Annotated in this window: 20 protein-coding genes; 7 read left to right on the top strand and 13 right to left on the bottom strand. The window is 46.6% G+C overall.

From position 1 onward, the window contains the following. The first annotated feature begins 9 nt into the window (after positions 1 to 9). Entirely contained in the window at positions 10 to 408 is a 399-nt protein-coding gene (mutT, locus tag ACJJI8_RS00700) for an 8-oxo-dGTP diphosphatase MutT (protein ID WP_444907511.1), read from the top strand. A 53-nt stretch (positions 409 to 461) separates the two neighbouring features. Here the strand turns inward: mutT and yacG are convergent, their stop codons facing one another. From yacG to pilB, 5 genes are all read right to left on the bottom strand, one after another. Then, a complete protein-coding gene (gene yacG, locus ACJJI8_RS00695; RefSeq protein ID WP_444933954.1) occupies positions 462 to 689 on the bottom strand; it encodes a DNA gyrase inhibitor YacG in 228 nt (75 codons plus the stop codon). Positions 690 to 741: 52 nt separating this feature from the next. Continuing rightward, entirely contained in the window at positions 742 to 1,350 is a 609-nt protein-coding gene (coaE, locus tag ACJJI8_RS00690; RefSeq protein WP_444933953.1) for a dephospho-CoA kinase, read from the bottom strand. Positions 1,351 to 1,460: 110 nt separating this feature from the next. Further along, positions 1,461 to 2,345, bottom strand: a complete 885-nt coding sequence (locus ACJJI8_RS00685) for a prepilin peptidase (RefSeq protein WP_444933952.1) — start codon at positions 2,343 to 2,345, stop codon at positions 1,461 to 1,463. A 5-nt stretch (positions 2,346 to 2,350) separates the two neighbouring features. Beyond that, positions 2,351 to 3,565, bottom strand: coding sequence for a type II secretion system F family protein (locus ACJJI8_RS00680; protein ID WP_444933951.1), 1,215 nt, complete (start codon positions 3,563 to 3,565; stop codon positions 2,351 to 2,353). A gap of 188 nt (positions 3,566 to 3,753) precedes the next feature. After that, on the bottom strand, positions 3,754 to 5,466 hold the full coding sequence (pilB, locus tag ACJJI8_RS00675) for a type IV-A pilus assembly ATPase PilB (RefSeq protein ID WP_444933950.1): 1,713 nt from the start codon (positions 5,464 to 5,466) through the stop codon (positions 3,754 to 3,756). A gap of 391 nt (positions 5,467 to 5,857) precedes the next feature. Between pilB and ACJJI8_RS00670 the strand changes: the two genes are divergently transcribed. Beyond that, positions 5,858 to 6,280 (top strand): pilin, encoded by a 423-nt coding sequence (locus ACJJI8_RS00670; RefSeq protein WP_444933949.1) that lies wholly within the window; start codon positions 5,858 to 5,860, stop codon positions 6,278 to 6,280. A 185-nt stretch (positions 6,281 to 6,465) separates the two neighbouring features. On the opposite strand, the gene ACJJI8_RS00665 is transcribed toward ACJJI8_RS00670, so the two are convergent. The 3 genes from ACJJI8_RS00665 to imuA all read right to left on the bottom strand — a co-directional run bounded on the left by ACJJI8_RS00665 (position 6,466) and on the right by imuA (position 11,959). Further along, positions 6,466 to 9,642, bottom strand: coding sequence for an error-prone DNA polymerase (locus tag ACJJI8_RS00665; protein WP_444933948.1), 3,177 nt, complete (start codon positions 9,640 to 9,642; stop codon positions 6,466 to 6,468). 82 nt (positions 9,643 to 9,724) lie between these two features. Next, a complete protein-coding gene (locus tag ACJJI8_RS00660) occupies positions 9,725 to 11,230 on the bottom strand; it encodes a Y-family DNA polymerase (RefSeq protein ID WP_444933947.1) in 1,506 nt (501 codons plus the stop codon). 21 nt (positions 11,231 to 11,251) lie between these two features. Beyond that, a complete protein-coding gene (gene imuA / locus ACJJI8_RS00655; RefSeq protein WP_444933946.1) occupies positions 11,252 to 11,959 on the bottom strand; it encodes a translesion DNA synthesis-associated protein ImuA in 708 nt (235 codons plus the stop codon). A gap of 205 nt (positions 11,960 to 12,164) precedes the next feature. Here imuA and dcd point away from each other — a divergent pair, with 205 nt between their 5' ends. The 3 genes from dcd to ACJJI8_RS00640 are packed head-to-tail and all read left to right on the top strand — an operon-like array spanning position 12,165 to position 14,161. After that, positions 12,165 to 12,734 carry a dCTP deaminase gene (gene dcd / locus ACJJI8_RS00650; protein WP_282933840.1) on the top strand — a complete coding sequence of 190 codons (570 nt, stop codon included), beginning with the start codon at positions 12,165 to 12,167 and terminating at the stop codon, positions 12,732 to 12,734. A gap of 33 nt (positions 12,735 to 12,767) precedes the next feature. Then, positions 12,768 to 13,976, top strand: coding sequence for a BaiN/RdsA family NAD(P)/FAD-dependent oxidoreductase (locus ACJJI8_RS00645; RefSeq protein WP_444933945.1), 1,209 nt, complete (start codon positions 12,768 to 12,770; stop codon positions 13,974 to 13,976). After that, the gene (locus ACJJI8_RS00640) at positions 13,976 to 14,161 is read left to right on the top strand and encodes a hypothetical protein (RefSeq protein ID WP_413662993.1); all 186 of its coding nucleotides are present in this window, start codon (positions 13,976 to 13,978) and stop codon (positions 14,159 to 14,161) included. Before ACJJI8_RS00645 ends, ACJJI8_RS00640 begins: the two co-directional genes overlap by 1 nt. A gap of 197 nt (positions 14,162 to 14,358) precedes the next feature. On the opposite strand, the gene ACJJI8_RS00635 is transcribed toward ACJJI8_RS00640, so the two are convergent. Continuing rightward, positions 14,359 to 16,641: a nitric-oxide reductase large subunit gene (locus ACJJI8_RS00635; RefSeq protein WP_444933944.1), complete on the bottom strand. Its 2,283-nt coding sequence runs from the start codon at positions 16,639 to 16,641 to the stop codon at positions 14,359 to 14,361. A 767-nt stretch (positions 16,642 to 17,408) separates the two neighbouring features. On the opposite strand from ACJJI8_RS00635, the gene ACJJI8_RS00630 reads away from it, so the two are divergent. Continuing rightward, on the top strand, positions 17,409 to 17,876 hold the full coding sequence (locus ACJJI8_RS00630; protein WP_413662991.1) for an RrF2 family transcriptional regulator: 468 nt from the start codon (positions 17,409 to 17,411) through the stop codon (positions 17,874 to 17,876). A gap of 449 nt (positions 17,877 to 18,325) precedes the next feature. On the opposite strand, the gene ACJJI8_RS00625 is transcribed toward ACJJI8_RS00630, so the two are convergent. After that, the gene (locus ACJJI8_RS00625; protein WP_108734168.1) at positions 18,326 to 18,595 is read right to left on the bottom strand and encodes a YMGG-like glycine zipper-containing protein; all 270 of its coding nucleotides are present in this window, start codon (positions 18,593 to 18,595) and stop codon (positions 18,326 to 18,328) included. 148 nt (positions 18,596 to 18,743) lie between these two features. On the opposite strand from ACJJI8_RS00625, the gene ACJJI8_RS00620 reads away from it, so the two are divergent. Continuing rightward, positions 18,744 to 18,953 carry a DUF3820 family protein gene (locus tag ACJJI8_RS00620; RefSeq protein WP_282933831.1) on the top strand — a complete coding sequence of 70 codons (210 nt, stop codon included), beginning with the start codon at positions 18,744 to 18,746 and terminating at the stop codon, positions 18,951 to 18,953. A 368-nt stretch (positions 18,954 to 19,321) separates the two neighbouring features. On the opposite strand, the gene ACJJI8_RS00615 is transcribed toward ACJJI8_RS00620, so the two are convergent. Genes ACJJI8_RS00615 through ACJJI8_RS00605 form a run of 3 tightly spaced genes read right to left on the bottom strand, consistent with a single transcriptional unit; the run spans position 19,322 to position 23,262 of the window. Beyond that, positions 19,322 to 19,870, bottom strand: coding sequence for a Tll0287-like domain-containing protein (locus tag ACJJI8_RS00615; RefSeq protein WP_282933830.1), 549 nt, complete (start codon positions 19,868 to 19,870; stop codon positions 19,322 to 19,324). 11 nt (positions 19,871 to 19,881) lie between these two features. Next, positions 19,882 to 21,234 (bottom strand): cytochrome c3 family protein, encoded by a 1,353-nt coding sequence (locus ACJJI8_RS00610; RefSeq protein WP_444911362.1) that lies wholly within the window; start codon positions 21,232 to 21,234, stop codon positions 19,882 to 19,884. Beyond that, positions 21,235 to 23,262 (bottom strand): FAD-dependent oxidoreductase, encoded by a 2,028-nt coding sequence (locus tag ACJJI8_RS00605; RefSeq protein WP_444917966.1) that lies wholly within the window; start codon positions 23,260 to 23,262, stop codon positions 21,235 to 21,237. Positions 23,263 to 23,629 lie beyond the last annotated feature (367 nt).

Here is a 23,629-nt window from a genome sequence, read left to right as displayed (position 1 = left end):
GGTAGTAGAGTGAGTAAGGTTGTCCATGTTGCTGTCGGTGTAGTAACCCGAGGGGATGGCAAGATCCTGATTGCCCGCCGTCCCGACCATTTGCATATGGGAGGGCGCTGGGAATTTCCCGGTGGCAAGGTGGAAGCTGGTGAGTCTGTGCAGGAGGCGCTCTATAGGGAGCTACTTGAAGAAGTGGCCATTGAAGTACAGGAGTTGCAGCCGCTGGTGGAAATTCGTCACGATTACCCTGAAAAAACCGTGTTGCTGGATACCTGGCAGGTAACGCGGTTTACGGGTGAGGCCCTCGGGCGAGAGCAGCAGGAAATCAAGTGGGTATCTGCTGGGGAGCTGGACAACTTCCACTTCCCCGACGCCAATCAAGCGATTATTGAAGCGGTAAAAGGGAGTTTCTCCTAAGCTTCATCTTGAACAGCTGCTTGCAGGCAGCTGTTCAAGTGAGTTGGATGGCCTTAATGGCGGGGCTTGTTCGGGTCCAGGTCATCACTCAGCACATCACTCAGCACATCATCATACACTGACTCCCCGGGAATCTTGTGTCCCTCACTAGCCCATTCGCCGAGATCAATCAGCTTGCAACGTTCGCTACAAAAAGGTTTGAAGGGAAACTTATCGCTCCATTCAATGGGCTTTTTGCAGGTAGGGCAGTTGAGTGTCGGCGTTACGCTGGATTTAGGCATAAGTTAGCTTGGGCTCTAAAGTGATCTGAATCGGAATTGTACTCTAATTAACTTAGCTCGATTGTTCCAACCGAGCAATCCGTAAGTATTCCCGGTGGAGCTGCTCTATTTGAGCTTTGAGTGAGGCTAAGTCACTAGCGTTATCCAGCACATCATCCGCCTTCTCTAGTCTTTTCTCCCTTGTCAGTTGGGTCGTCATGATTTTGCGAATCTGTTCCTGCTGGCTGTTATCGCGCGTGCTGGCGCGCTCAAGCTGCAAAGCCTCGGGTAGATCGACTACACAAATCCTGTTAACGAGCTCATATTGGCCTGACTCAATCAGGAGGGGGGATTCCAATATTGCGTAGGGCCCCTGACTTGCATTTAGTGAGGAAATTATCTCCTCTCTTATCAGTGGGTGTAATAGACTCTCCAGCCATTGCCGCTCACTTGGATTGTCAAATATCAGTGTGCGTAGTTTGCCCCGGTTTAACTCACCATTTTCCAGTAAGACATCGGCTCCGAAGTGACGGGCTATCTGTTCCAGAGCGGGCTTTCCCGGTTGTACCACGACCCTTGCTGCCCAGTCTGCATCTACTACATTAATGCCCAGGTCACGGAAATACCCAGCGGCTGCTGACTTTCCGCTACCGATCCCGCCGGTTAAACCTACGGTAAACAATGGCTGCCCTCCCCAAGAATAAATAGGTTGCGGTATAAATAAAAACCCCGGCCAGATAGCTGCCCGGGGTTATGGTAATGCAATTGGATGGAGAGTAGGTAGCTGGCGGCTTAACCGGTAAGTCCAGAGATATTGAAATACCAGTTCATAATGTGATCCTCCCAAAGCATAGCGATCCAGCCGGCACCAGCGAGATAGGGACCAAAAGCGATGGGCAGGTTTCGGTCCCGTCCTACGGCAATGCTCCAGGATATTCCCGCGATAGCCCCTACGACGGCAGAAAGTAGGATGACCATCGGTAGCACCTGCCAGCCAAACCAAGCTCCGATAGCTGCCAGGATTTTAAAGTCACCAGCCCCCATACCTTCTTTGCCGGTAACAATCTTAAAGATGTGGAACACCAGCCAAAGAGATAGGTAGCCGGCAATAGCACCGATTACTGCGTCCTGCAGAGAAGCAAACACTCCCCAAATATTGATGATTAAACCGGCCCAGAGTAGCGGCAGGGTAATACTGTCTGGAAGCAGTTGCTTGTCAAAATCGATACCTGTTAAGGCGACCAAGGCCCAGGTAAAAAAGCATCCAGCCAGTGCCTGCCAGGTGAAGCCCAATTGCCAGACAACGATAGCGGTCAAAATGCCGGTAATCAGTTCCACCATTGGGTAACGTTTGGAAATGGAGGTGTCACAGGAACCGCACTTACCACGAAGAAATAGGTAGCTAACAATGGGGATATTTTGCCAGGCTTTGATCTCAACATGGCATTTGGGGCAGTGGGAGTGTGGGAGTACCAGATTAAAAGGCTTTTCTAACTCTTTCTGCTCCTCGCTAGGAGGCCTTTTATCAAAGTAACTATAGAAGTCCCGCTTATATTCCCGCTCCATCATCACGGGGAGGCGCAGGATCACGACGTTTAAGAAGCTGCCTATAAGTAGGCCCAAAATAAAGGCGCTGCCTATGAGCAGCGCCGGGTAAAAGGTTAGGGTTTCAATCATCTGTCTTAAACAACTTGACCTAGCTGGAAAATAGGTAGGTACATGGCGATCATTAGGCCGCCGACTAAAACGCCAAGTACTGCCATAATTAACGGCTCCAACAATGTAGTGAGGTTGTCGACCATATTGTCGACAGCCTCCTCGTAGTAGTCTGCGGCTTTACCTAGCATTTCATCCAGGGCACCAGATTCTTCACCGATAGCTGTCATTTGCACCAGCATTGTGGGAAAAACTCCTGATGTTCGAAGTGCAGTATTTAGTGGGATACCAGTGGCAACAGAATCTCTAATCTTTAATGTTGCATCAGTGTAGACACTGTTGCCTGTGGCTCCAGCAACAGATTTCAGGGCATCAATTAGAGGTACACCTGCAGCAAAGGTTGTGGAAAGTGTGCGAGCAAAGCGTGCTGCAATAGAGTTATATGTAATTTGTCCCAAAATTGGTAATTTTAAAATTAGCCTGTCAAAAAAGTCTGCTACCGTTCTATTGCGTTTTTTGGCCTCTATAATGCCGCCAATGGTGAGAATTGTAATAATAAGCGCAATAAACCAATAATCCTGCATCCAGTCTGACATGCGGACTACAAGTTGTGTAAATGCGGGCAGGTCTGCTCCAAAACCGGCAAATGTTGAAGCAAACTGGGGAACTACTTTGATTAGCAAAATGGATGTTACAATAATAGCAACTATGATAACCGCAATGGGATATGTCATCGCCTTCTTGATTTTTGCCTTTAAGGATTCTGTTTTCTCCTTATAGGTAGCAATCCTGTCAAGCATGGTTTCAAGTGCGCCAGATTGCTCACCTGATGCAACCAGGTTGCAAAACAAATCATCAAAATAGAGAGGGTGTTTACGAAGTGCATCAGCAAATGGGGTGCCTGATGCAACTTCATCGCGTATTTTAAAGATTAGCTCCTTGACCCCTTGGTTATCCAAACCGTCGGCAACAATTTCAAAGCTTTGTACCAGAGGTACTCCGGCCTTCATCATGGTAGCCATCTGACGAGTAAATAACGCGATATCAGCGGGTTTGACTTTCTTTTTCCCTCCTCCAAAGAGAGGCTTGGGTTTTTTTTGAACACGGTTCGCAATAATTCCCTGCTTACGCAGCTGGGCCTTGACTAGGGCTGGGCTAGTACCGCTGATTTCCCCTTGAACCTTGGTGCCTTTGCTATCTACACCTTTATAGATATATTCAACTGCTGTGGCATTAGCCATAAATGCTCTTCCTGCTCTCTGTCTCTTGCATACAGTTGCTAAACTTACAAGATCCGACTCTTCATTCTTTCAATTGGTTTCTAACGATGTATGGGAGCATAAAGCTCAACTTTTAAGATGCGTACAGATTTCTTCTACTGCCTTTGTATTCTTCATGCGAAGCCAAAATCCTGCCAGTTAGGTAGATGTTAATCTTTAGTTACCCTATTGGCTTCTTCAAGGCTGGTAACACCCATTACAACTTTTCGTAGGGCAGAAACTCTCAAGTTATTAAAGCCCTCTTCTCTTGCCTGGTCTGCAATTTGAATGGAGTTACCTCCTTCCATTATAATTCTGGAGATACCATCAGTAATGCGAACCACTTCATACACGCCCACCCGCCCCTTATAGCCTTTTGAGCAGTGCTCACAGCCTACGGGCTGAAAGATAGCCCATTCAGTTTGTGGGATTGTAACTGCTGAAAAGCCCTCTGCATCAAGTACTTCCTGCGGTAGAGAGGCTGGCTTTTTGCATTCATTGCATAATCTTCTCGCTAAGCGCTGGGCAATAATGACACTCACAGAGGTCGCGATATTAAAAGTGGGTACACCCATATTCATTAGGCGAGTTAGGGTTTCAGGTGCAGAGTTGGTGTGTAGCGTTGAAAGTACCAAGTGTCCAGTCTGAGCTGCTTTAATAGCAATTTCAGCAGTCTCCAAATCCCTGATCTCCCCCACCATAACGATATCAGGGTCCTGGCGTAAAAATGAGCGAAGGGCTTCGGCAAAGTTAAGGCCCACTTTAGCGGAAACGTTAACTTGGTTTATTCCCTCTAAATTAATCTCCACCGGATCTTCGGCAGTAGAAATGTTGCGTTCTGGTGTATTGAGGATGTTCAGGCCGGTGTAGAGTGATACCGTTTTGCCTGAGCCTGTAGGGCCAGTAACCAAGATCATACCTTGGGGCTGAGCTAAGGCATCCATATAGATTCTTTTTTGCTCATCTTCATAGCCAAGAGCATCAATCCCCAGTTTGGCGGAAGAAGGGTCGAGAATTCGCAATACAATTTTCTCACCCCAAAGAGTGGGCAGGCTGTTAACACGAAAGTCGATGGCTTTGGTTTTGGAAAGCTTCATCTTAATGCGGCCATCTTGGGGGACGCGCTTCTCAGAGATATCCATCCTGGACATAACTTTTAGGCGAGCGGAGAGGCGGCTGGCTAATTGGATAGGGGGCTTGGCAACTTCATGTAGTACACCGTCAGTTCGGAAGCGTACTCGGTAAGATTTCTCATAAGGTTCAAAGTGAATATCAGAGGCACCGGTTCGAATCGCGTCCAGTAGTACTTTGTTCACGAATCGTACAACTGGCGCTTCATCTCCTCCTGGCTCATTGTCATTGTCGGTATCCGGTTCACTGTCGTCGATATTTAGCCCGTCCAACTCTTCATCGTCAACACCCTCGAGCCCGGCACCTATGTTGTCGTTTTGGGAGAGGTAGCTTTCGATAGCTTTCCCAAGCTTATCGGCTTCAACTAGAACTGCATCGGTGTTTAGGCCAGTGTTAAAGTTGATTTCATCTAAAGCGGCGAGATTGGTGGGGTCTGCTACGGCAACAAAGAGGCGGCTACCACGCTTGTAGAGGGGGAGTGTAAAATGTTTGCTGATCAGTTTTTCATCAATAACGTCTCTGGGGATTAGCTCAAAGTTATAGCTTCCCAGTTCTAAGAGGGGTGTACCAAACGCAAGGGAGGCGATGCTGGCAAGCTCTTTTGCTGAGACCAGTTTGGCCTCGACAATATGTTGGGCATAAGTCTGGTTTTCTCTACGAGCGGCTTTGAGTGCCGAGATTGCTGTGGTTTCGTCGAGCACTTGGTCTGCAACCAAGCGCTTTGCCAAACCGCTAAGGGGGGAAGTAGTCATGGATTGGGATGCCACATAGTGTTATTGCAGAGTTTACGCCTACATGTTTTCTTTTCTGGAGCTGAGCTGAACCATTGCTGAGGGCGTAGTCTGAGCCAATATAGCGAATTAGCCGAAGTGAGCCAAATCAGATATATTGTGTGCGGCTCACAACCTTGGGGGAAATTCATAGTGACAATTTTTGTCACTCTTGGATCAGTAGTGTCATATAGTGTTCACTTCGAGTACTGGCGTGATTCGTGGAGTGATTAACTTCTCAATCGCAAAGGCCAGGGCCACCGGTAGCTTGCAAGAATTGGCACAAACCTTGTATCGTATTCTGCGATTTCCTCACAGGATATATTTCCTCACGGAACTCATATTTACTTAAGTCTGTATGGAGACGGTTACAATGAAAAAGCAACAGGGTTTTACTCTTATTGAATTGATGATCGTAGTAGCGATCATTGGTATTTTGGCTGCCGTGGCGCTGCCTGCTTACGAGAACTACCAGAAGTCAGCTCGAGGAGTAGCCATGACTACTGCAGTTGGCGCTTACACGACTGCGGTGGGCGTAGCAGTACAAACCGGTGAGGTTGCCGATATAAAGGATATTAGCTCCGCCTCTGGTGTTCCTACTGCAGCTACCTTAGAGGTAGACGACAATATTAAAACAGCGGTAATTACAGCTGCCACAGGCGTTTTAACCTTGACTGGTAGCGCTGGCCAGGGCGGCTTGACTCTCATCGCGACTCCCAAGATCACTAGCAATGCAGTTACCTGGACTTACACCGGTACCTGTGTAACCGATAAGATCTGTAAAGGTTTTTATTAATTTTTACCCTGGTATTCCGCATAGGGTTTTATTTAAGGGTTATGCATTAGCATGGCCCTTTATTTTTGCGCTTATTTTAGAACAAGCATTATTTCTCACTAACCTAGCAGCTGCCCGTGACGTGCTTTAGGTTTATGTGCATCTCTCTTGCTGGACTTGTTTCTCCAAAATCGGGGAAATAGGCTTCAATGAAAATTCCGGATCATTTGTTTTAAGCCTATGTCTACCTGTTTCATTGCAAATGCCTTTAAGTGAGTAACATTATATTTATTGTTGCTTCTGTAGTTGGCCAATTGAACCCACCCGCTAACTACAAGTACTTTTCCTTTGAGGATTTCCTGTCTATATCTTTCTTGGATGTGTCTATGAACAATAACATTAATATTTCCTGTTTCATCTTCCAGTGTTAGGAATAGCAGCCCTGAGCTGCTGCTTGGTCTCTGTCTACAGGTTACCATTCCAATAACGGTAACACTTCTTTTATTGCCGCAGAATGCAAGATTTCTTGCTGCTATACAGTGGCGCCAGTTTTTCTGCTGTCGAAAGATGGCGATAGGATGCATATTTAGTGTGAGTCCAGTACTCGTATAATCACCAGTTATATTGTCCTTTATAGAAGAATTTGGTAAATATGCAGTATGTTGGTAATTAAAGTTGCTTTTTATGGATGTCCAGTTGTCTTGCAGGCGGTTTCGACTAAGGCTGACAAATACATTGGCCTGGGCTAGGTGAGCGAGTTGTTCGCTGTTAACACTTAATAACTCTTGAAATTGTGCTAGCGATTGAATTTCCATCTTTTTTCTGAGTGTTAAAATCGATTTACTGGTAGCTTCTTTTAATCCCTTTATTAAGCGCATGCCTAAGCGTAGGCTTGGAGTTCTGGTGGTGGATTCTGGTTTTTTCTGAAGTGGTGATAGTGGTTGACTGGTTTGCTGGCTGATTTTTATATTGTAATTTTTCTTGGATGCTTCTTGGCCCGGATAGAGTATGTCTCGGATTTCTAGGTTGTGATCCCAATAGCTATAAAGTACATCAATAGGCAAAACCTTAACTCCGTGGCGTTGAGCATCATAAACCAGCTGTGCCGGCGCATAGAATCCCATCGGTTGGCTATTGAGCAGCCCACAGTAAAAAGCCGCAGGATGATGATGTTTTATCCAGGCAGAAAAATAGGCTAAAAGCGCAAAGCTTGCGGAGTGAGATTCGGGGAAGCCATAGGAGCCGAACCCCTTCATCTGGTTGAAGAGCTGCTCAGCAAAATTTTCCCTATAGCCATTACTTTGCATTCCCCGCACAAGCTTATCCCTGAATTTATACAAGTCCCCATTTTTTCCCCAGCTGGCCATGGCTCGGCGAAGCTCATCAGCTTCACCGCCGCTAAACCCTGCTGCGACCATCGAAAGTTGAATAACTTGTTCTTGAAATATAGGAACACCGAGAGTGCGCTCAAGCACTGGGCGTAAACTGTTATGAGGGTAGCGCACGGTCTCCAACCCCTGCTTGCGTTTCAAATAGGGGTGAACCATGCCGCCTTGAATTGGCCCAGGGCGGACAATGGCGATCTCTATAGTAAGCTCATAAAAATTTCGAGGCTGTAATCTTGGCAGCATGCTCATTTGAGCGCGAGATTCAATTTGAAAAACTCCAACGGTGTCGGCCTTGCACATCATTTCGTAGACCTGTGGATCTTCGGCGGGAATATCCTGCAATCGCAATTTGGGGCCGTATAGAGCAATATAATTCAGGGATTTACGCAGTGCAGTTAGCATGCCCAGGGCGAGCACATCGACCTTCATTAGTTTTAAATCTTCGATATCCTCTTTGTCCCATTGGATTAGGGTGCGATCCTCCATAGCGGCATTTTCAATTGGAACCAGCTGGTATAATGGTTGTTCTGTAATAACAAAACCACCCACATGTTGCGACAGATATCTTGGAAAACCATATATTTGCTGCAGTAACTGTGGGAACATTTTTCCTATTGCGCTGCTCGGATCTATTCCCACTTTTTGCATCTGCTGGGGAAAACTATCTAGAGTGTCCCACCAGGCGCGTTCAGCAATAAGTTGTTCTATTGTGGCAGCGTTGATACCAAGGGCTTTGCCGATATCTCTTACGGCACTTTTAAAGCGGTAGGTGATCTTACTAGCGGTAAGTCCAGCTCTTTCCCGGCTATATTTTGTGTAAATATACTGAATAACTTCTTCACGTCTTTCGTGCTCAAAGTCTACGTCAATGTCTGGGGGTTCATTGCGTTCCCGTGAGATAAACCGTTCAAATAGCAGACCAATTTTATGAGGGTCTATTTCTGTGATGAATAGGCAGTAGCAAACTACTGAATTGGCTGCAGAGCCGCGGCCCTGGTACAAGATATGATTTTTCCGGGCAAACTGGACTATATCGTAAATGGTTAGAAAGTAATGCTCATATTGCAGCTCTGCTATTATTGCGAGCTCTTTATTAATAATCTCATCAATTCGCTTTTCAGGGCCCTGTGGCCAGCGAGCAGCCTTTCCTATTTGAACTAGCTGCTTTAAATAGCTGCTCGCATTACTTTCTTGAGGGATAACTTCTGATGGGTATTCATAGCTGAGTTCACTTAAGCAAAAAGTACACTGTTTGGCAATGAAGTTGGTATTGTCTATAGACTCTTTGGAGTGTAACGACTGGATATCACCTAACCTGCGAAGGTAACGTTCAGCATTTTGCTCAATACGATACCCTAGATTATCCAGGGTACAGTTATGGTAATTTGCGTTGAGTACATCTTGTAGTGGCTTTCGGCTATAGCAGTGCATCAACACATGATTGGTTGCAACCAAGGAAATATTCTCTCTTCTTGCAAGCTCAGTAATTCTATTAGACTTAAGGTTTTCCTCTGCGCGTAGGTGATTGTTAATGGCAATGTAAAGCCGTTCGCTGAAGGTTTTCTTGATTTCTTCAGGTATTTCTATCTCATTAAAATTTGGAATCCAGATGGCAATTAGGTTTTTGCATAACTCTACCAGGTCACTTTGATAAGTAATGTAGGTTCCTTTTTCCGCCCTTAAGCGTGATTTTGAAATTAACTGGCATAGCTCGCTGTAGGCAGTTTTGTCCGGAGCCAGTAGAACTATTTCTATGTTGTTATGGAGCCGGAAATAACTGCCAAAAATTAGTTTAAACTCGGGATTTTTAGAGTCTGTAGACTTGATGGTTTCAAGTTCTTTATAGGCTCTAACGGCTCCGGAAAGGGAGCATTCATCGGTGATAGCAAGGGCTGTATATTGCAGGTTGTAAGCAGTGTGGACTAATTCCTGCGGATGCGATGCCCCCTGGAGAAAAGAAAAATTGCTTTGACAATAGAGTTCGGCGTACCTCATGCTGATTCTCTCGGCGTCTATCTGTTGATTGTGATGGGATTTGGGTTTTGGTGAAGATCAGTATTAAGAAAGGGGTTTAGGCTTAGCTATAAACGCCATGTAAAAACCACTCTTCGGTTGTAAGATCCTGAAAGACCCAGTAGAGCTCATCTCTTTTATTTCTTGCGATATAGTAATCCCGCCCATGACGCCCGTGCTGCCACCAATAGCCATCAATTCGCTCTGGCCCCTGTAATAGTTGTAGCTCTCCCTGATAAAATAATTTGTGCTCGCTACTTTCCAGTTTGGTTGGATGAGCTAATAGCCAATTGGGGCGCGGTGCTTGGATGGGCTTAATTTGCTGTCCCTTAGCGTTACTTTTAATTATCAGGGTATCTGTATTTTGCCAGGCCTGCTCTGGTAGGTAGCTTTCTTTTAGGGCAATTCCCGAGAGTGCTTGATGACCGAGGCGGGCTTTTAATTTGTCTAATAGCTGTTGACTGCGTTTATGTTGACTGCCTTCACCAAATAAATCTTCATCCAGTGATCCCTGCTCCAAGGGGAGTAAATGCTTGCAATTTAAGCTGATGGACTGCACTGGCTGATCAAGAGTTACTCTTTCCATTTGCAGCTTGGTTAGTGCTATTAGGCGTTGAGGGTCCAACTGCGGAGTGGAGAGTTCTACGGTTATTTCCTGAGATTTATTTTGGCAGAAATCCATATGCCAATTTAACTGTTGTGTGTAGAGCTGGCGTCGCTGCAACTGGGAGCATAATTCCCTTAGTAGGCGACCGATAGGAAATAGCAGCTGTTCGCTATTATCCAAGGGGCTGGGGAAAAATAGCTCGCTGCGGAATTGCGTTGGGGGCTGATAACTACAGACTGGATCTTGGCGAGTCCCGTTCAGGCGTGCCAGGTAGTCCACAAATGGACGACCAAAACGAGAGCCTACCTCAGAGAGTGGAATAGCGAGCAGCTGGCTTACTCGCTTGATACCACATGCGTAGAGCTTGGAAATAGTTTTTTTGTCGCAATTAAGGAGCTTGGATGGGGCAAAGCTAATCCACTGTCTCCACTGCTGAGGGCTGGGCGGAGAATCTGATTTCGCAAGCCAGTTCCGGTGTTCTGTCAGTTGGCTTAGCATATGAGCTGCACTGGGACTGTGGCCGAGGCCCATCAGGCTGTGGATTCCCATCTGTTCAAGCTCATCGCTCAGCTGCTGTATCAATGCCTTGAAGCCACCGCTGGCCTTTAGGCAGCCGCTCAGCTCCAGGTATAGGTGGGCGGGAGTGCTCTCTCCATTGCTCAAAGGCCCTGCGGACTGAGGTGATACAAGTGGTGTAAAGCTGTATGCCCACTGGGCCAGTTGCTGTAACTCTTGTTGTTCCCGCTGGGAATCGCGTTGTAGCAGCTGTAAATCTACACAGAGAGCAGACGCAGTGGCAATACTGAGTCCGGTCTCAACGCCGCATTGGGATGCCGCTGGGTTTCTATCAATCACCAACTGTTTTTCAACCACAACTTGGGGTAGAGCCTCTTCTCCTTGTTGCTGAGCGCGGGTCAGAACTTCTAACGGAAGCCTGGGGAATTGAATACAAAGCCATAGCATGGAGCTACCCCTTGAAACCGTTCAGTGCATTGGTTGGTCCCGTCGGACCAGTTTTGCTGTTCTTGCCAAATAGAGGTTTTGGCCTGAATTTCCACCCAATTGCTTTAAAAGCCTTAGTGCCAGCTCTCCTTCCCTGGGTGTGAGCTGTAGGCGCAAGCTCGCGGGTGAGGGGGTTGCTGATTCACACTGAGGGCGAAAGTGGAAGTGCAGACAGTCCCCATTGCGGGCAGCGAGTTGCAGGCGACGAAGATCTTTATGGTTCAGGGATTGCCGCCCCTGCCAGCTGAGTAAGGCACCACAGCTTCTGGATTGTAGGGACTGCTCGATCGCCCAGAGAGTATCCTTGGGGCCTCGGGGGTGCAGCATCAGCAGGTTCTCAAGGCGGATACCACTGTTGGCTAATGAGGGCGCATAGGGGATATAGGGTGGATTGACCATTATAACCATTTGCCCCCTCTGAGTGAGATCTGCCAGGGCCGGAAGTAATAGGGTGAGTTCACCGATACCCATCTGTTCCATGAGTAGCTCAGTAGTGGCTCCTCTTGGCCAGCCGTGGTTCGCTAGGAGGGCATCGAGGCTTGGATAACCACTGGCGATGCCGTTTCGCTGTCGTCGGGGTTCATTCGCTGCCTGCCAGATGTCGGCTCTGGTGAGTAACTGTGCCAGTTTCTGGTGTTTTGCCTGGCTTTCTAACTGATTGTTTTCTATGAAGTTTTCTGCGCTGCCCACGATTCCACCACTGAATTTTAGTCCGATCTGGCCACTGTCTTCGTCTTAAGCTGTATGCGTATACAGTTATACTGTTAATTTATACAGTATCTATCCAGTGGCAACAAGTGAGAATTCATTGGATAGGCACTTTTTTGCACAGCCTAAACCGGCTATGATTCCGCCTCTTTAATTGAGCACTAATTATTCTATTCAGGGGGACGGAGTGAGTATCAAGTCCGACAAGTGGATTCGCCGCATGGCAGAGCAGCACGGTATGATTGAGCCTTTTGAGGCTGGTCAGGTGCGTCATAACGATAATGGCGATCGACTCATCTCCTATGGCACCTCCAGCTATGGCTACGATGTTCGCTGTGCTCGTGAATTTAAGATTTTCACCAATGTTCACTCAGCGACAGTTGATCCCAAGACCTTCGATGAAAACAGCTTTGTGGATGTTGAAGGCGACCACTGCATTATTCCGCCAAACTCCTTTGCCCTGGCGCGTACGGTGGAGTATTTCCGTATCCCGCGCTCTGTATTGACGGTTTGCCTGGGTAAATCCACTTATGCCCGTTGCGGTATTATCGTCAATGTGACGCCACTGGAGCCGGAGTGGGAAGGTCATGTGACTTTGGAGTTCTCCAACACCACTAACTTGCCCGCGAAGATCTATGCCAACGAGGGTGTGGCACAGATGCTGTTCTTCGAATCCGATGAAGTTTGTGATGTGTCCTATGCCGATCGCGGTGGCAAATACCAGGGCCAGCGCGGCGTTACCCTGCCTCGCACCTGATCACCGGACTCACTGCAGTACTATTTCCTACCTATGACAGAGGTTTCTACCAGCCAGCTACCTGAAAGCGTCGATGTATTGGTCATTGGCGCTGGGGCAGCTGGACTAATGTGCGCGGCTACAGCGGGCCAGCGCGGGCGCAACGTGTTGGTCCTGGACCACGCCAACAAAGTCGGAAAGAAAATCCTGATGTCTGGTGGTGGTCGTTGCAACTTTACCAATCTCTACACCAGTGCAGAGAACTTCTACAGTAATAACCCCCATTTCTGTAAGTCCGCCTTGGCTCGCTATAGCCAGTGGGACTTTATTGCATTGGTGGAAAAGCACGGGGTTGCCTATCACGAGAAAACTCTCGGTCAGCTCTTTTGCGACAATAAATCAAGGGATATTGTCGACTTGTTACTAACGGAATGCCGTGCGGCCAAGGCACAGATCCGCACGCGCTGCAGCATTACTCAAATTCGAGCTCTGGGGCAGGGGTATAAGGTCGAAACCAGTATGGGGACGGTTACCTGTGAATCCTTGGTCGTGGCTACTGGAGGCCTTTCTATTCCCACCATGGGGGCGAGCGGGTTTGGCTATGAGATCGCTGAGCAGTTTGGGCTTGATGTAGTCCCAACTCGAGCAGCGCTAGTGCCATTCACCCAGCATAAACGGCAATTGGAGCCTCAGGGTACCTTGCCTGGAGCCTCTCTTTCAGTGACTGCTTCTTGCGCTGAAGGTAGTTTCCAGGAGCAGATGCTATTCACTCACAGGGGACTGAGTGGGCCAGCGGTTTTGCAAATTTCCAGCCACTGGCGAGAAGGTCAAACGGTAATATTTGACTTGGCTCCAGAGAAAAATCTGGCAGAGTGGTTACCGCTGCGCCGACAACAGAGCCCGGATAGCCACTTACACAGCGTTTTGGCTGAGGTTTGGAGCAAAAAGTTAGTACAGTTTTTCCTGCAGCGAGCGCAAATTGTTAGCCGCCCCTTAAAACAGTTTGGGGAGGGGGAGTTACAGCAAGCTGGGGAAAAGTTACAAAGCTGGAAATTGGTACCGGCGGGCACTGAGGGTTATCGCACTGCTGAGGTAACATTAGGTGGAGTCGATACTGCACAGGTCTCTTCCCGTACTATGGAATGTAAAACCCGGCAGGGGCTTTATTTTATTGGTGAGGTTCTCGATGTAACCGGCTGGCTCGGCGGGTTTAATTTCCAATGGGCTTGGGCTTCAGGTCATGCTGCAGGAGAGGTGGCTTAGTGGGAGATGTTATTCCTTTCAAAAGAAAAACCGCTTGGCAAAAGCACAAGGGCAGCACCCTGTGCAGGGAAGGTTTTCATAAATGGAAAGTGGTCACCGAGCGCAAGTTTGACGTAAAGCAGGGAAAGTTGGTTACTGAATATCGTTGTGAACGCTGTGGAAAAACGAAAATTAAACACTTGTAAATTTTCTCTCTCCAAATCCGATATTCATGGGGCAGTTCAATTAATAGTTAGGTAATTTACTCTCCCCTGTTAAGAAAATTGTCAAAACACTGTGTCTTTAATACGGGTGATTACTGAGAAAAGATATTTTGGGGGCAGCAAATAATGCAACGTTACTGTTGAGTTACGCAGTAACGTTGCATAGGTTTATAAGTAGATTAAGAGACTGATTTGGTTTGCCCTGATGGATAGTCTACTGAACTGTGTCTCTTTAGGTTCAGCACACCTTGTATTACTTGCCATGTGATAGCCAGTGCACCGACGATAAACACCACATCACCAATAGTTCGTATCCATCTTAGAGTAACTAGCGTTCCACTTTGCATTAGGGTTTCACTGCGGGCATACCAAAGGCCTTCTGAAGCGCTCGCCATAAACTGGATAATACCGACAGGTAAAAGGCTGGTGAACAACATTAAAGCCAAACCTATATTCATCCACCAGAATGCCGTTTTCATCAATTTCTCGCTAAATATAAACTGGGGGCGAATATATCTAAGAACGAGTAAACTAAAGCCCAAAGCCAAGAACCCATATACTCCAAACAATGCACCATGGGCATGTGTGGCCGTGGTATTTAAGCCCTGAAGATAATATAACGCTATCGGTGGGTTAATGGTAAAGCCAAGTACGCCTGCTCCTAACATATTCCAGAAAGCAACAGCTACAAAAAACATCAAAGGCCATTTGATTTTTACCATCCAGGGTGCACGATTTTTTAAGCTATAGTGATCCCAGGCTTCATAACCCAATAAGATAAGTGGGACCACTTCGAGCGCACTAAATGTGGCCCCTACCGCCATAACTGGTGTTGTCGTCCCTGAAAAATATAGGTGGTGAAAAGTTCCCGGTACACCCCCTAGTAGAAATAATGACGCTGATGCTAGAGAAGTCACAGTAGCCATGCGTTTAGATACAAGGCCCATATTGAAGAAGATAAATGCAAGCGCAGTTGTAGCAAAAACTTCAAAGAAACCTTCTACCCATAAGTGCACTATCCACCAGCGCCAAAACTCCATGACCGATATGTGTGTGCGCTCGCCATAAAAGAAGCCTGCACCATAAAATAATCCTATGGCAATTACGGAGGCGGCAAACAGGGCTAGCAGGTTTTTATCACCCTTTTGCTTTAATGTTGGAACAATACCGCGCAGCATTAATGCCAACCATAATACGATGCCGGTAAATTTACCGATTTGCCATAGTCTACCAAGATCTACAAATTCATATCCTTGATGGCCCAGCCAAAAGCTGAGCTCTGGTGGTAGAGTTTGTGCAATGGCTAGATAATTGCCGACAAATGATCCAATAACGACTGCTATCAATGCCCAAAACAATATATCAACACCAAGTTTTTGGAACTTAGGATCTTTACCACCGTTGATGATTGGAGCAAGAAATAGCCCGGCAGCTAAAAATCCTGTAGCTATCCAAAATAGAGCAGCCTGTATATGCCAGGTGCGTACCAGGCTGTAGGGAAACCACTCCGATGTCTCTATCCCATAGAATCCTTGTCCTTCGACAGTATAGTGGGCAGTAAAACCACCTAAAAAAACTTGGAAAGTAAATAGTCCTACTATAGCTAGTAAGTATTTTCCAAGAGCTTTCTGTGAGGGAGTTAATTTGTAGGTGCTGATTGGATCTTGCTTGGGGGCAGTTGGGTGTTTGTCTTCAGTACGTAGGAACGCCCATGCCCAAACTAGGGCGCCAATACCGGCAATCAATAAGACCACACTAATAATAGACCAAATAATATTTTCGCTAGTTGGCTTGTTGTCAATTAATGGTTCGTGGGGCCAATTGTTAGTGTAGGTTGCGCCACCTGGTGAACGCTCGGTTGAAGCTACCCAGGATGTCCAAAAGAAGAACTCAGTAAGTCGTGCTCGGCGATCAGCATCAGGCAGTGTAACCTCTTTCATTGCGTAATTTGCGCGGGTTGGTTGTAAAGCGGGGTCACCTCCAAAAAGTGCATTATAATATTTTGCAGTTTTCTCTATAGCTGTGATTCTTCGCTTGGATAAAGTGGCAATTCCAGATTCTCTGCTATAGGTGTTGGTTCTATAATCTAATTTAAGGTCATACAGAAGTTTGTGTTTTTCTCTTTTGGATAAGGATTCATATGGGAGACCAAATTCCTCTTTTGCCGCTATTGATAACCAATTAATTAGCTCTCGATGTAACCAGTCAGCGGTCCAGTCTGGGGCTTGATAGGCACCATGCCCCCAAATAGATCCCAGTTGCATTCCTCCAACGGATTGCCAAGAAGTTTGACCATCTAAAATTTTATCTTTAGTGGTCAGTATTTTGCCATTTTCTGTGACAAAGGCGTCAGGTATCGGAGGTGCCTTCCGATATATTTCACTGCCAAAATATCCGAGTATTGAAAAGGTTACAGTTAAAACGCCGATCAATGTCCACCAAAGAGATTTGTAAGTTCTCATCAGAGTTATCCTTGCCAATATAAATTGGCTTTTTTAGCAATATGCTATTTAAACTATTAATTTTCGTATATCTCCCTAGGCTGCTTGTAAAACAAAACATCGTAAACATCGGGTATCTCTAATTTTTTGGAGTGGATCTATGATGCCTGATTGAGTGTTAATAGGTTTCAAGCCTGACTTTTCGCGTTCTTGCTTAGCTGCGTTGATCTCATGAGATTGGCCTCCAGTAGAGGCGTTAAGTTGCAACAGAAAAAACATAAACTCTCCTTTTCCTTGTGTTGCTTGAATAAATCAAATTGAGAATGGGCTTCTCAAAATAATGTTTGGCCTTGTAAGACATTGAATCTTTAGGTGACCGATACCTTGTATTTAGGTAGTGAAAAATGGCCAATAATCGTTGTTAACCTGCCGCCCCTGGGTAGAGTTTGTGTAAGCGAATATATCGAAGTTCACTTCTTGGCCTCCTGAATTAATTAGCGGCCTTAAATTCAGGAAAGCAGCCCCTGACTTCAGAGCGCTTTCGCTCGAAATTCCTCTAATAGCTTTTGGGGCAGTCATAAATAGCACATTCGGCTGTAACCGTAGCCTAAGGGCTAGGTTGAACGAGCATTTGAGACTGAGCATTCTCTACCCCTTTATCTATACATGTATATGAGATACATCTTTTGCGTGGCAATTTACACCTAAATTCCAATGATGTAAACTAGATGCATCTTTAAATTTTCAAGGGATGAAAATTCTTGGCTTCACAATGAGGGACTTTGCCAATGAAGATCACGCAATTTACCGACTACTCTTTGCGAGTGTTGATGTACCTTGCTATACAGGATCGAGAGTTAGTAACCATCAGAGAAGTTGCTGAGCGCTACCAAATATCTAAAAACCACCTAATGAAGGTGGTACAAGAGTTGAATCTCAAAGGCTACTTGATTGCAACCCGGGGTAAGTATGGTGGCATTCGGCTAAGCCGAGCTCCTGAAGACATTAATGTTGGAGAGCTAGTTCGATTATTGGAGCAAGATACCGTGTTAGTAGAATGCTTTGGGACAAATAATCAATGTGTCATAACTCCTGCGTGTAGGTTGAAGAAAATGTTCGCCGAGGCTATGGAAAGTTTTTTTATTTGCTTGGAGCAATACACCTTGGAAGACCTGGTATCCGGCCCGAGTCAGACTGACCTTATCAATATACTAGCTTTTCCTGCGAAAATTGAGAGGGCGCAGCAAGGTCCCTAGGTTAGGCTTATCTTATATTTGCTTGAGGGAGAAAAAGTACAGTTTTCCATTCAAAGCCTGGAAGATTCATACTCTAGGGCCCTTATTACATAAAGGGCTTTGTATTCCGCCAGATGAAAAGCCTATCTTCAATTTCCTCTCACCCTATATCAGGTAGCCACTCAATGCACGTTGGTCTAAGGGGGGGGTATTGGGAATGCTTCCTGGAGTAGGGAAATACTCAGCACAAATTTATTGCTCCTGCTCAAGCGCAATGCCTTTATCTGAGAGATGGTTACTGAATATCGTTATGAATGCTGTGGTAAAACGAAAGCGAGGATTGTGTCAATTTTGTCTTATAGGAACCAGTTTAATTGGGAGTCGGCTTCCCTGCCTGCCTCAGTAGTGCGAGTATCGGAGTACAATGACACTCGCAACATACTGATTAAATACTTAAAAACAGCAGCGAATTAATAACGATAGTAGCGACCGCGATAACGATAGTAATCCCTGCGCTTTCTTTCCCTATCATAGAGGTAGCCTGCACCTGCACCAATAACCGCACCTGCGGCAGTGCCACCGGGGCGTCCGCCACTAATCAAGGCACCTGTTACTGCGCCTATACCGACACCGGTGCCGATTCGGCGGTCGGTATCACTCATATTGGCGCAGCCCGTACCTCCAAGGCTTGCAGTCAATACTGCGGCCAAGCTGAGATATTTGATAGCTTTGATACGCATAGACACCTCTGTTACTGGAAGGTTGAGGTATAAAGAATCGGCGCAGGCCGACTATTTCGGAGCCAGTGTAGAGTCCGCATGCACTGGCAACAAATTCAAATTGGGAGTTTCATTCCCTTTTTTTGTCGATATTTAGGTGGTTGTTAAGGTGTTCGAAAAACAAGACTTGGTAGAACTGGCTCGACTCAAAATGCCATTTGGAAAATACTCGGGCCGGGTTTTAATAGATTTGCCTGAGGAGTACCTGCTTTGGTTCGCAAAAAAGGGGTTTCCAGAGGGGCGTCTAGGACAGTTAATGGCATTAGCCTTGGAGATAAAAGTAGAGGGATTGCAGGGGCTTATTGATCCTCTGCGCTGACCTTTTAGCAGGTTTTCCCAGTATTGCAATCACCTTGGTCGGTTTGCTCTGCGGGACTTTGACATTAATATAGTAATGCCTAGGTGTGCTTTGCGGAGCGAAGCCCAAGAAAAAGCGGGCCGTAATGGAGACTGGACTGACCCGGAAATAGGCCCACAGCGGGTAACCACTGGTCTGAATGATTTCAGCGAGGTAGTAGCGGGAGTAGAGCCAGTCAGCTTAAAAGAGGGAGCGGTCGAAACGAATTCGGCCGCCACTCTTTTAAATTATTCTAAACTCAGTTCCCTCCGACTAATATCCGCCGGCAATATTTTGTGAGAGAGTTGCCCGACTCGAAAGTCGGACGCAGCTATCTACTAACTAACTGATCAGAGTGGGATTCGGATAACAACACCACCCATAGTGTGGCCCAGCTCAAAGTCAGTGCGCGGGCTGTCTACGTGATCGTTGTGACAGCTCACACAAGCAGGTGAAACACCTACATCCGCATATACTGCAGTGAAGTACTCGGTATCACCTAGTTTTTCGCGGCCGTAAAAGTTTTTCCCTGGGTTGTCGATTACGTACTGCAAGCCCTCTTTTTCCATCTCAGTGCGCGGTTTGTTTTGCTTATTGATTGGCCACAGAGAGAGCAGGGCATAGTTAAAGCCAGACTCATTTTCGGCAACACGCTCAGCTCCCATACGCATCATCTGCGCGGGGAGTGGTAGCAATTTCTTATCTTGCCAGTGCTCATCAGCGTCAAGGATTTTCTCCTCGTTCTGCAGGCGGTTTACAACCTTGTTGGTGTAGTTGGCCCTGTCTGCCTCGATAACGGCAAAGATGGCATCCGCCATTCGCTCCGGAGCAACTCCCTGGTTTTTCTCACAGCCGGTGAGCAGTGCCAGTCCAGCGATAATACAAGCGGCAATACGCATATTTTCCCCTCCTATTGGGATTGATTTTGCTTGTTTTTGCTTTTGGTAATCCTTGCAATACGCTCGCGGATCAGCTCGAAGGTTTCATGCTTCTCTGCGGGTTTATGCTTGAAATTATTGTTAATCAGAGTTTTGTCAGCCAGGGCAGCAAGGGAGAATTCGGCTCCATGACAGCTCAGGCAAACGGGCATCATTTTTTCATTGGGGCGAAGGTTATGATTTTGATTATGGTTAACTACAACCTGTTCGCCATGGGTTTCCCGTGGTAAATGGCAGCTGGCACAGCTTACGCCACCCTCTGGGTTTGAATTCCAGGTATCGAAGTGAGGGGACTCTTTGTAAGAGAGACTGTGCTCATCACTGTGGCAACCCAGGCAAGCCTCTACAGCGGCAAATTGCAGATTTACTTCATGGGGCCCGTGACAACTGACACAGCTCAATTCATCCGTTGCGCTGGTATTCATGGGAAGGCGGGCCTGTTGTGGGGAGATGGCGCCGACCTGCTGGATAAAGCCCTCTTCCAGCTTGTTGGACATGCGCATTCCATGTTTTCCTTGAGTGAAGGATTCTTTTTGATCGCTGTGGCAACTAGCACATTGCTCGACAATCTCAACACTACTGAATTGCATTTGCCCATCGACGTGACAGCTGCTGCAGTTCACCTCTGTTTGTGCGTGAATACTCTGTGCCCAGACCGTTGCGATTTCTGCAGTCTGGCTAGAGCTACTAATGTCTGCTTCGCTAACTTTTAAAGGGGCTTTATCTGAATGCTCATTTAGCCAGGACTGAACTGCTGTACGAGCGGGAAGCTTTGCAGTTTCCAATAGATCAGGTTGATCAACATGGGCGATAAGGAAGTCTTCATACAGGGAGCCATTATCGTGATAGTTGTGGCAGCCCGCACTTGCGCAGGTTTCAAATCCCAGGTCTTTGTGACTACTGCGCTCTTCGGCAATATCGCTGTGGCAGTGAAAGCAAAAGTCGCCCGCCAGGGTTACTCCCATCTCTCCGGTGATTTGTGGTTTGTGCTCAGTGTGACAACTTACACATAGCCGGGCGTCAAGAGTCTCCAGAAGTACAGCATTGCGCGGATCTAAAAATTTCTGCCGGGGGTGTGAGTCGTCTACAAGCTCCAGTTCTTCTGCATGGCAATTCAGGCAAGCTTGCTGAACAGCATCCTCACCGGCAAAGCCATCGGTATGGCAGGAAGTACAAGCCAGCTCAATTTGATGGTGACCGTGCGTGGCATCTCCACTGATAAATAGAGATTTATCGTCAACGTTAAGGTTGTATGCCACCGCAGAGCCGATAGCCAGCGTTAGCAATACACCGTAATGCCAGAATTTAAATTGATATGATTTCATCTAGAAGTAATAAACCGCAAAAATATGGTAGGCGAGAAGGACCGGTAAGGCCCAGAGCAGGGCATAGTGAACTCGGGACCACCATTTTCGGTGTTCGCGAAGTTTCAGGTCAGTCCAGTGGTGGTTGCGCGCCATAAAAACGCCGACGAGAGAACCAGTTGCGGTTGCAGTTAGAAATACCAGCATCAATGCCAAATTCAGGTTTTCACCAAGGCGGAAGCCTGAATGTACAGCGAGAGCAAGTAGAGCGATTAAACCTGTAACGCTGTGTGCATAGCGCCAGTGATCGACATGCCCAAGGCTAAGTTTATTCCAACGTTTCCTGATACTGAGAGCGGCAGTAAACAGGCACATAGCGAGAATGGTATAGCCCGTAACCTGCTTCCAAAAATTGTCGTACCAGAGCTTTTCCCAAAAAAGTGCAGTCTGTACTGAGGGGGAAACTGGAGCTGGCGGCATCAGGAAAGCCAGGGCTATCAGGATTAATGACAGAACAGAAGTTATCAATATCCCCTTGGAGTGCCGCATTACCAAGTTGGGAGCTGGCACATCCAGAAGCTCAGCCATTAGTGGGCGGCAACTACCACAAACAGACCCGGCTGTTGTCGCTTGTTGCAGCTCATTTAAATTGCGCTTCCCAGCGGAAATAGCCTTGCATAATTCCCCTTTGGTGACAGAGTTGCACTGGCAGACTAGATAGCTATCGGGAAAATCTTTAATGCTATTGCCGCTTTTTTTGGCAAACACTCGCCCTTCGCTTTCAAAGTCTTTCAGTGTGCGCAGAGAGATTTTTTGTTCCTGTGCTACGGTCTGACGCAATTCATTGGCTTCATCCCAGCTGCCAATATAAATGGCCCCAACGATGTATTCGCCTTTGATAAATAAGCGTCTATAGATCCCCTTAAAACGATTGCGATAGACATGGCTCTCAACGCCCTCTTGCTGATTGAGGTTTTCCGGGGTTACCTCTCCCATTATTCCGCAGGGAATATGGGCAATTTTCAGCTGAATATCGGTATAAGTGCCGGAGTAGGGCTGCGAGAGAGATTTACCGCTATGGTTGCGACGAATATGTGAGCAGCAGCTTTCAGCTTGTTCGTAGCCCGGTCGGACCAATTGGTAGACTTTCTTGTCAAACTCAGCGCACTCGCCTACGGCGTAAATATCCGGGTCGGAAGTTTGCATCCATTCATTGACTACGATTCCGCGTTTAGTTGAAAGTCCGCTCTGTTCGGCCAGGCTAATTTCCGGCTTAATCCCAGTGCACAACACGATAGCGTCGACAGGAATTTTTTCGCCACTTTCAAAAGTGAGTAGGCGCTTGCTATCGCTCTCTTCAATAGATGTTAGGGAGTCCGAAATTTTTAACTCTACACCCAGTGCAGTGAGTGCGGACTTTAGGAACTCCTCTCCTTCTTCACCCAGGAGCCCGCTGAGTAAGTGTCCTCTGGATTGTAAAGTGATGTTGTTTTTAGGTGTTTTTAACGCGGTTGCAGCTTCAAGGCCCAGAGCACCAGCACCGATAACACAGATGTCTGCATTCTGCTCCCTTAACTCAAGTAAATCATTGGTGTTACGCAGACTTCGAAAAGGGTAAACACCAGGCAGATCCGCACCCGGAATCTTCGGAATAATAGGATTTGATCCAGTCGCTATTATTAGCTTGGAATAAGGTTGTATATTCCCTGCAGCATCGGTGACTGTTTTTTTGGAGCGATCAATAGAGACTATTTTACGGTCAATATATTCTGCCAGGCGGTGGTCACTTTGACTGAGAATAGGGTTATCAAGCTCCTCCAACTCTACATGGCTTGATAGATATTGAGAAAGTTTAACCCGGTTGTAGGGAGACTCTGTTTCTGCTCCATAGATAACAATTTGAGCTTCATCACAGAATTCTAATAACTTTTGTGCGCAACGCACACCCACCGGACCAGTACCGATAATTACATAAATTGGGTAACTGTTATCATTAGTGTGGATGCCGCTTGGTAATTGCTCGACAAGTGTGTCGTCTAGCTCAGTCATACCTCCCCCCGACTGCTTTGATTTTCTATTAGTCTTTGTATTTTTAATTTGTCTGCCAGATGGCCTGCTAATTTTCTTAGACTAATATCCCACTCTTTGGTGTTTTTTTGAATTCTAATCCCTATATGTTTAAACAAAATTAAATAAACGTCTAGTACCGATTAGAACATGACGATAGAGAATTGGGTGTAAAGTAAGGTCAGGTCGGAAAATAAGGCTGGATTTAACTGATGCGCACAGTTTTTTTGGGGGGCTAAATGTATCTTGCCCAAATTCAGTGCTTAAATTTAATTTGGCTGTGAAAAATTGGTGGGGTGAGGGGAGTGCTTTCCAGTTACTTTGTGACCGCTGAGCGGCCAAAAAATAT

The organism is Microbulbifer maximicatervae (SeqCode) (assembly GCF_052467695.1).
The sequence above is the reverse complement of the archived record's forward strand: the minus strand, read 5'-3'. Positions and strand labels throughout refer to the sequence as shown.

Excerpts from the sequence above, each read along its gene's own strand:
- ACJJI8_RS00645 (WP_444933945.1), top strand. The coding sequence starts at position 12,768 with ATGACAGAGGTTTCTACCAGCCAGCTACCTGAAAGCGTCGATGTATTG.
- ACJJI8_RS00680 (WP_444933951.1), bottom strand. The coding sequence starts at position 3,565 with ATGGCTAATGCCACAGCAGTTGAATATATCTATAAAGGTGTAGATAGC.
- ACJJI8_RS00670 (WP_444933949.1), top strand. The coding sequence starts at position 5,858 with ATGAAAAAGCAACAGGGTTTTACTCTTATTGAATTGATGATCGTAGTA.
- ACJJI8_RS00660 (WP_444933947.1), bottom strand. The coding sequence starts at position 11,230 with ATGCTATGGCTTTGTATTCAATTCCCCAGGCTTCCGTTAGAAGTTCTG.
- ACJJI8_RS00685 (WP_444933952.1), bottom strand. The coding sequence starts at position 2,345 with ATGATTGAAACCCTAACCTTTTACCCGGCGCTGCTCATAGGCAGCGCC.
- ACJJI8_RS00625 (WP_108734168.1), bottom strand. The coding sequence starts at position 18,595 with ATGCGTATCAAAGCTATCAAATATCTCAGCTTGGCCGCAGTATTGACT.
- ACJJI8_RS00630 (WP_413662991.1), top strand. The coding sequence starts at position 17,409 with ATGAAGATCACGCAATTTACCGACTACTCTTTGCGAGTGTTGATGTAC.
- yacG (WP_444933954.1), bottom strand. The coding sequence starts at position 689 with ATGCCTAAATCCAGCGTAACGCCGACACTCAACTGCCCTACCTGCAAA.
- ACJJI8_RS00605 (WP_444917966.1), bottom strand. The coding sequence starts at position 23,262 with ATGACTGAGCTAGACGACACACTTGTCGAGCAATTACCAAGCGGCATC.
- ACJJI8_RS00615 (WP_282933830.1), bottom strand. The coding sequence starts at position 19,870 with ATGCGTATTGCCGCTTGTATTATCGCTGGACTGGCACTGCTCACCGGC.
- ACJJI8_RS00610 (WP_444911362.1), bottom strand. The coding sequence starts at position 21,234 with ATGAAATCATATCAATTTAAATTCTGGCATTACGGTGTATTGCTAACG.
- ACJJI8_RS00635 (WP_444933944.1), bottom strand. The coding sequence starts at position 16,641 with ATGAGAACTTACAAATCTCTTTGGTGGACATTGATCGGCGTTTTAACT.
- pilB (WP_444933950.1), bottom strand. The coding sequence starts at position 5,466 with ATGACTACTTCCCCCCTTAGCGGTTTGGCAAAGCGCTTGGTTGCAGAC.
- ACJJI8_RS00665 (WP_444933948.1), bottom strand. The coding sequence starts at position 9,642 with ATGAGGTACGCCGAACTCTATTGTCAAAGCAATTTTTCTTTTCTCCAG.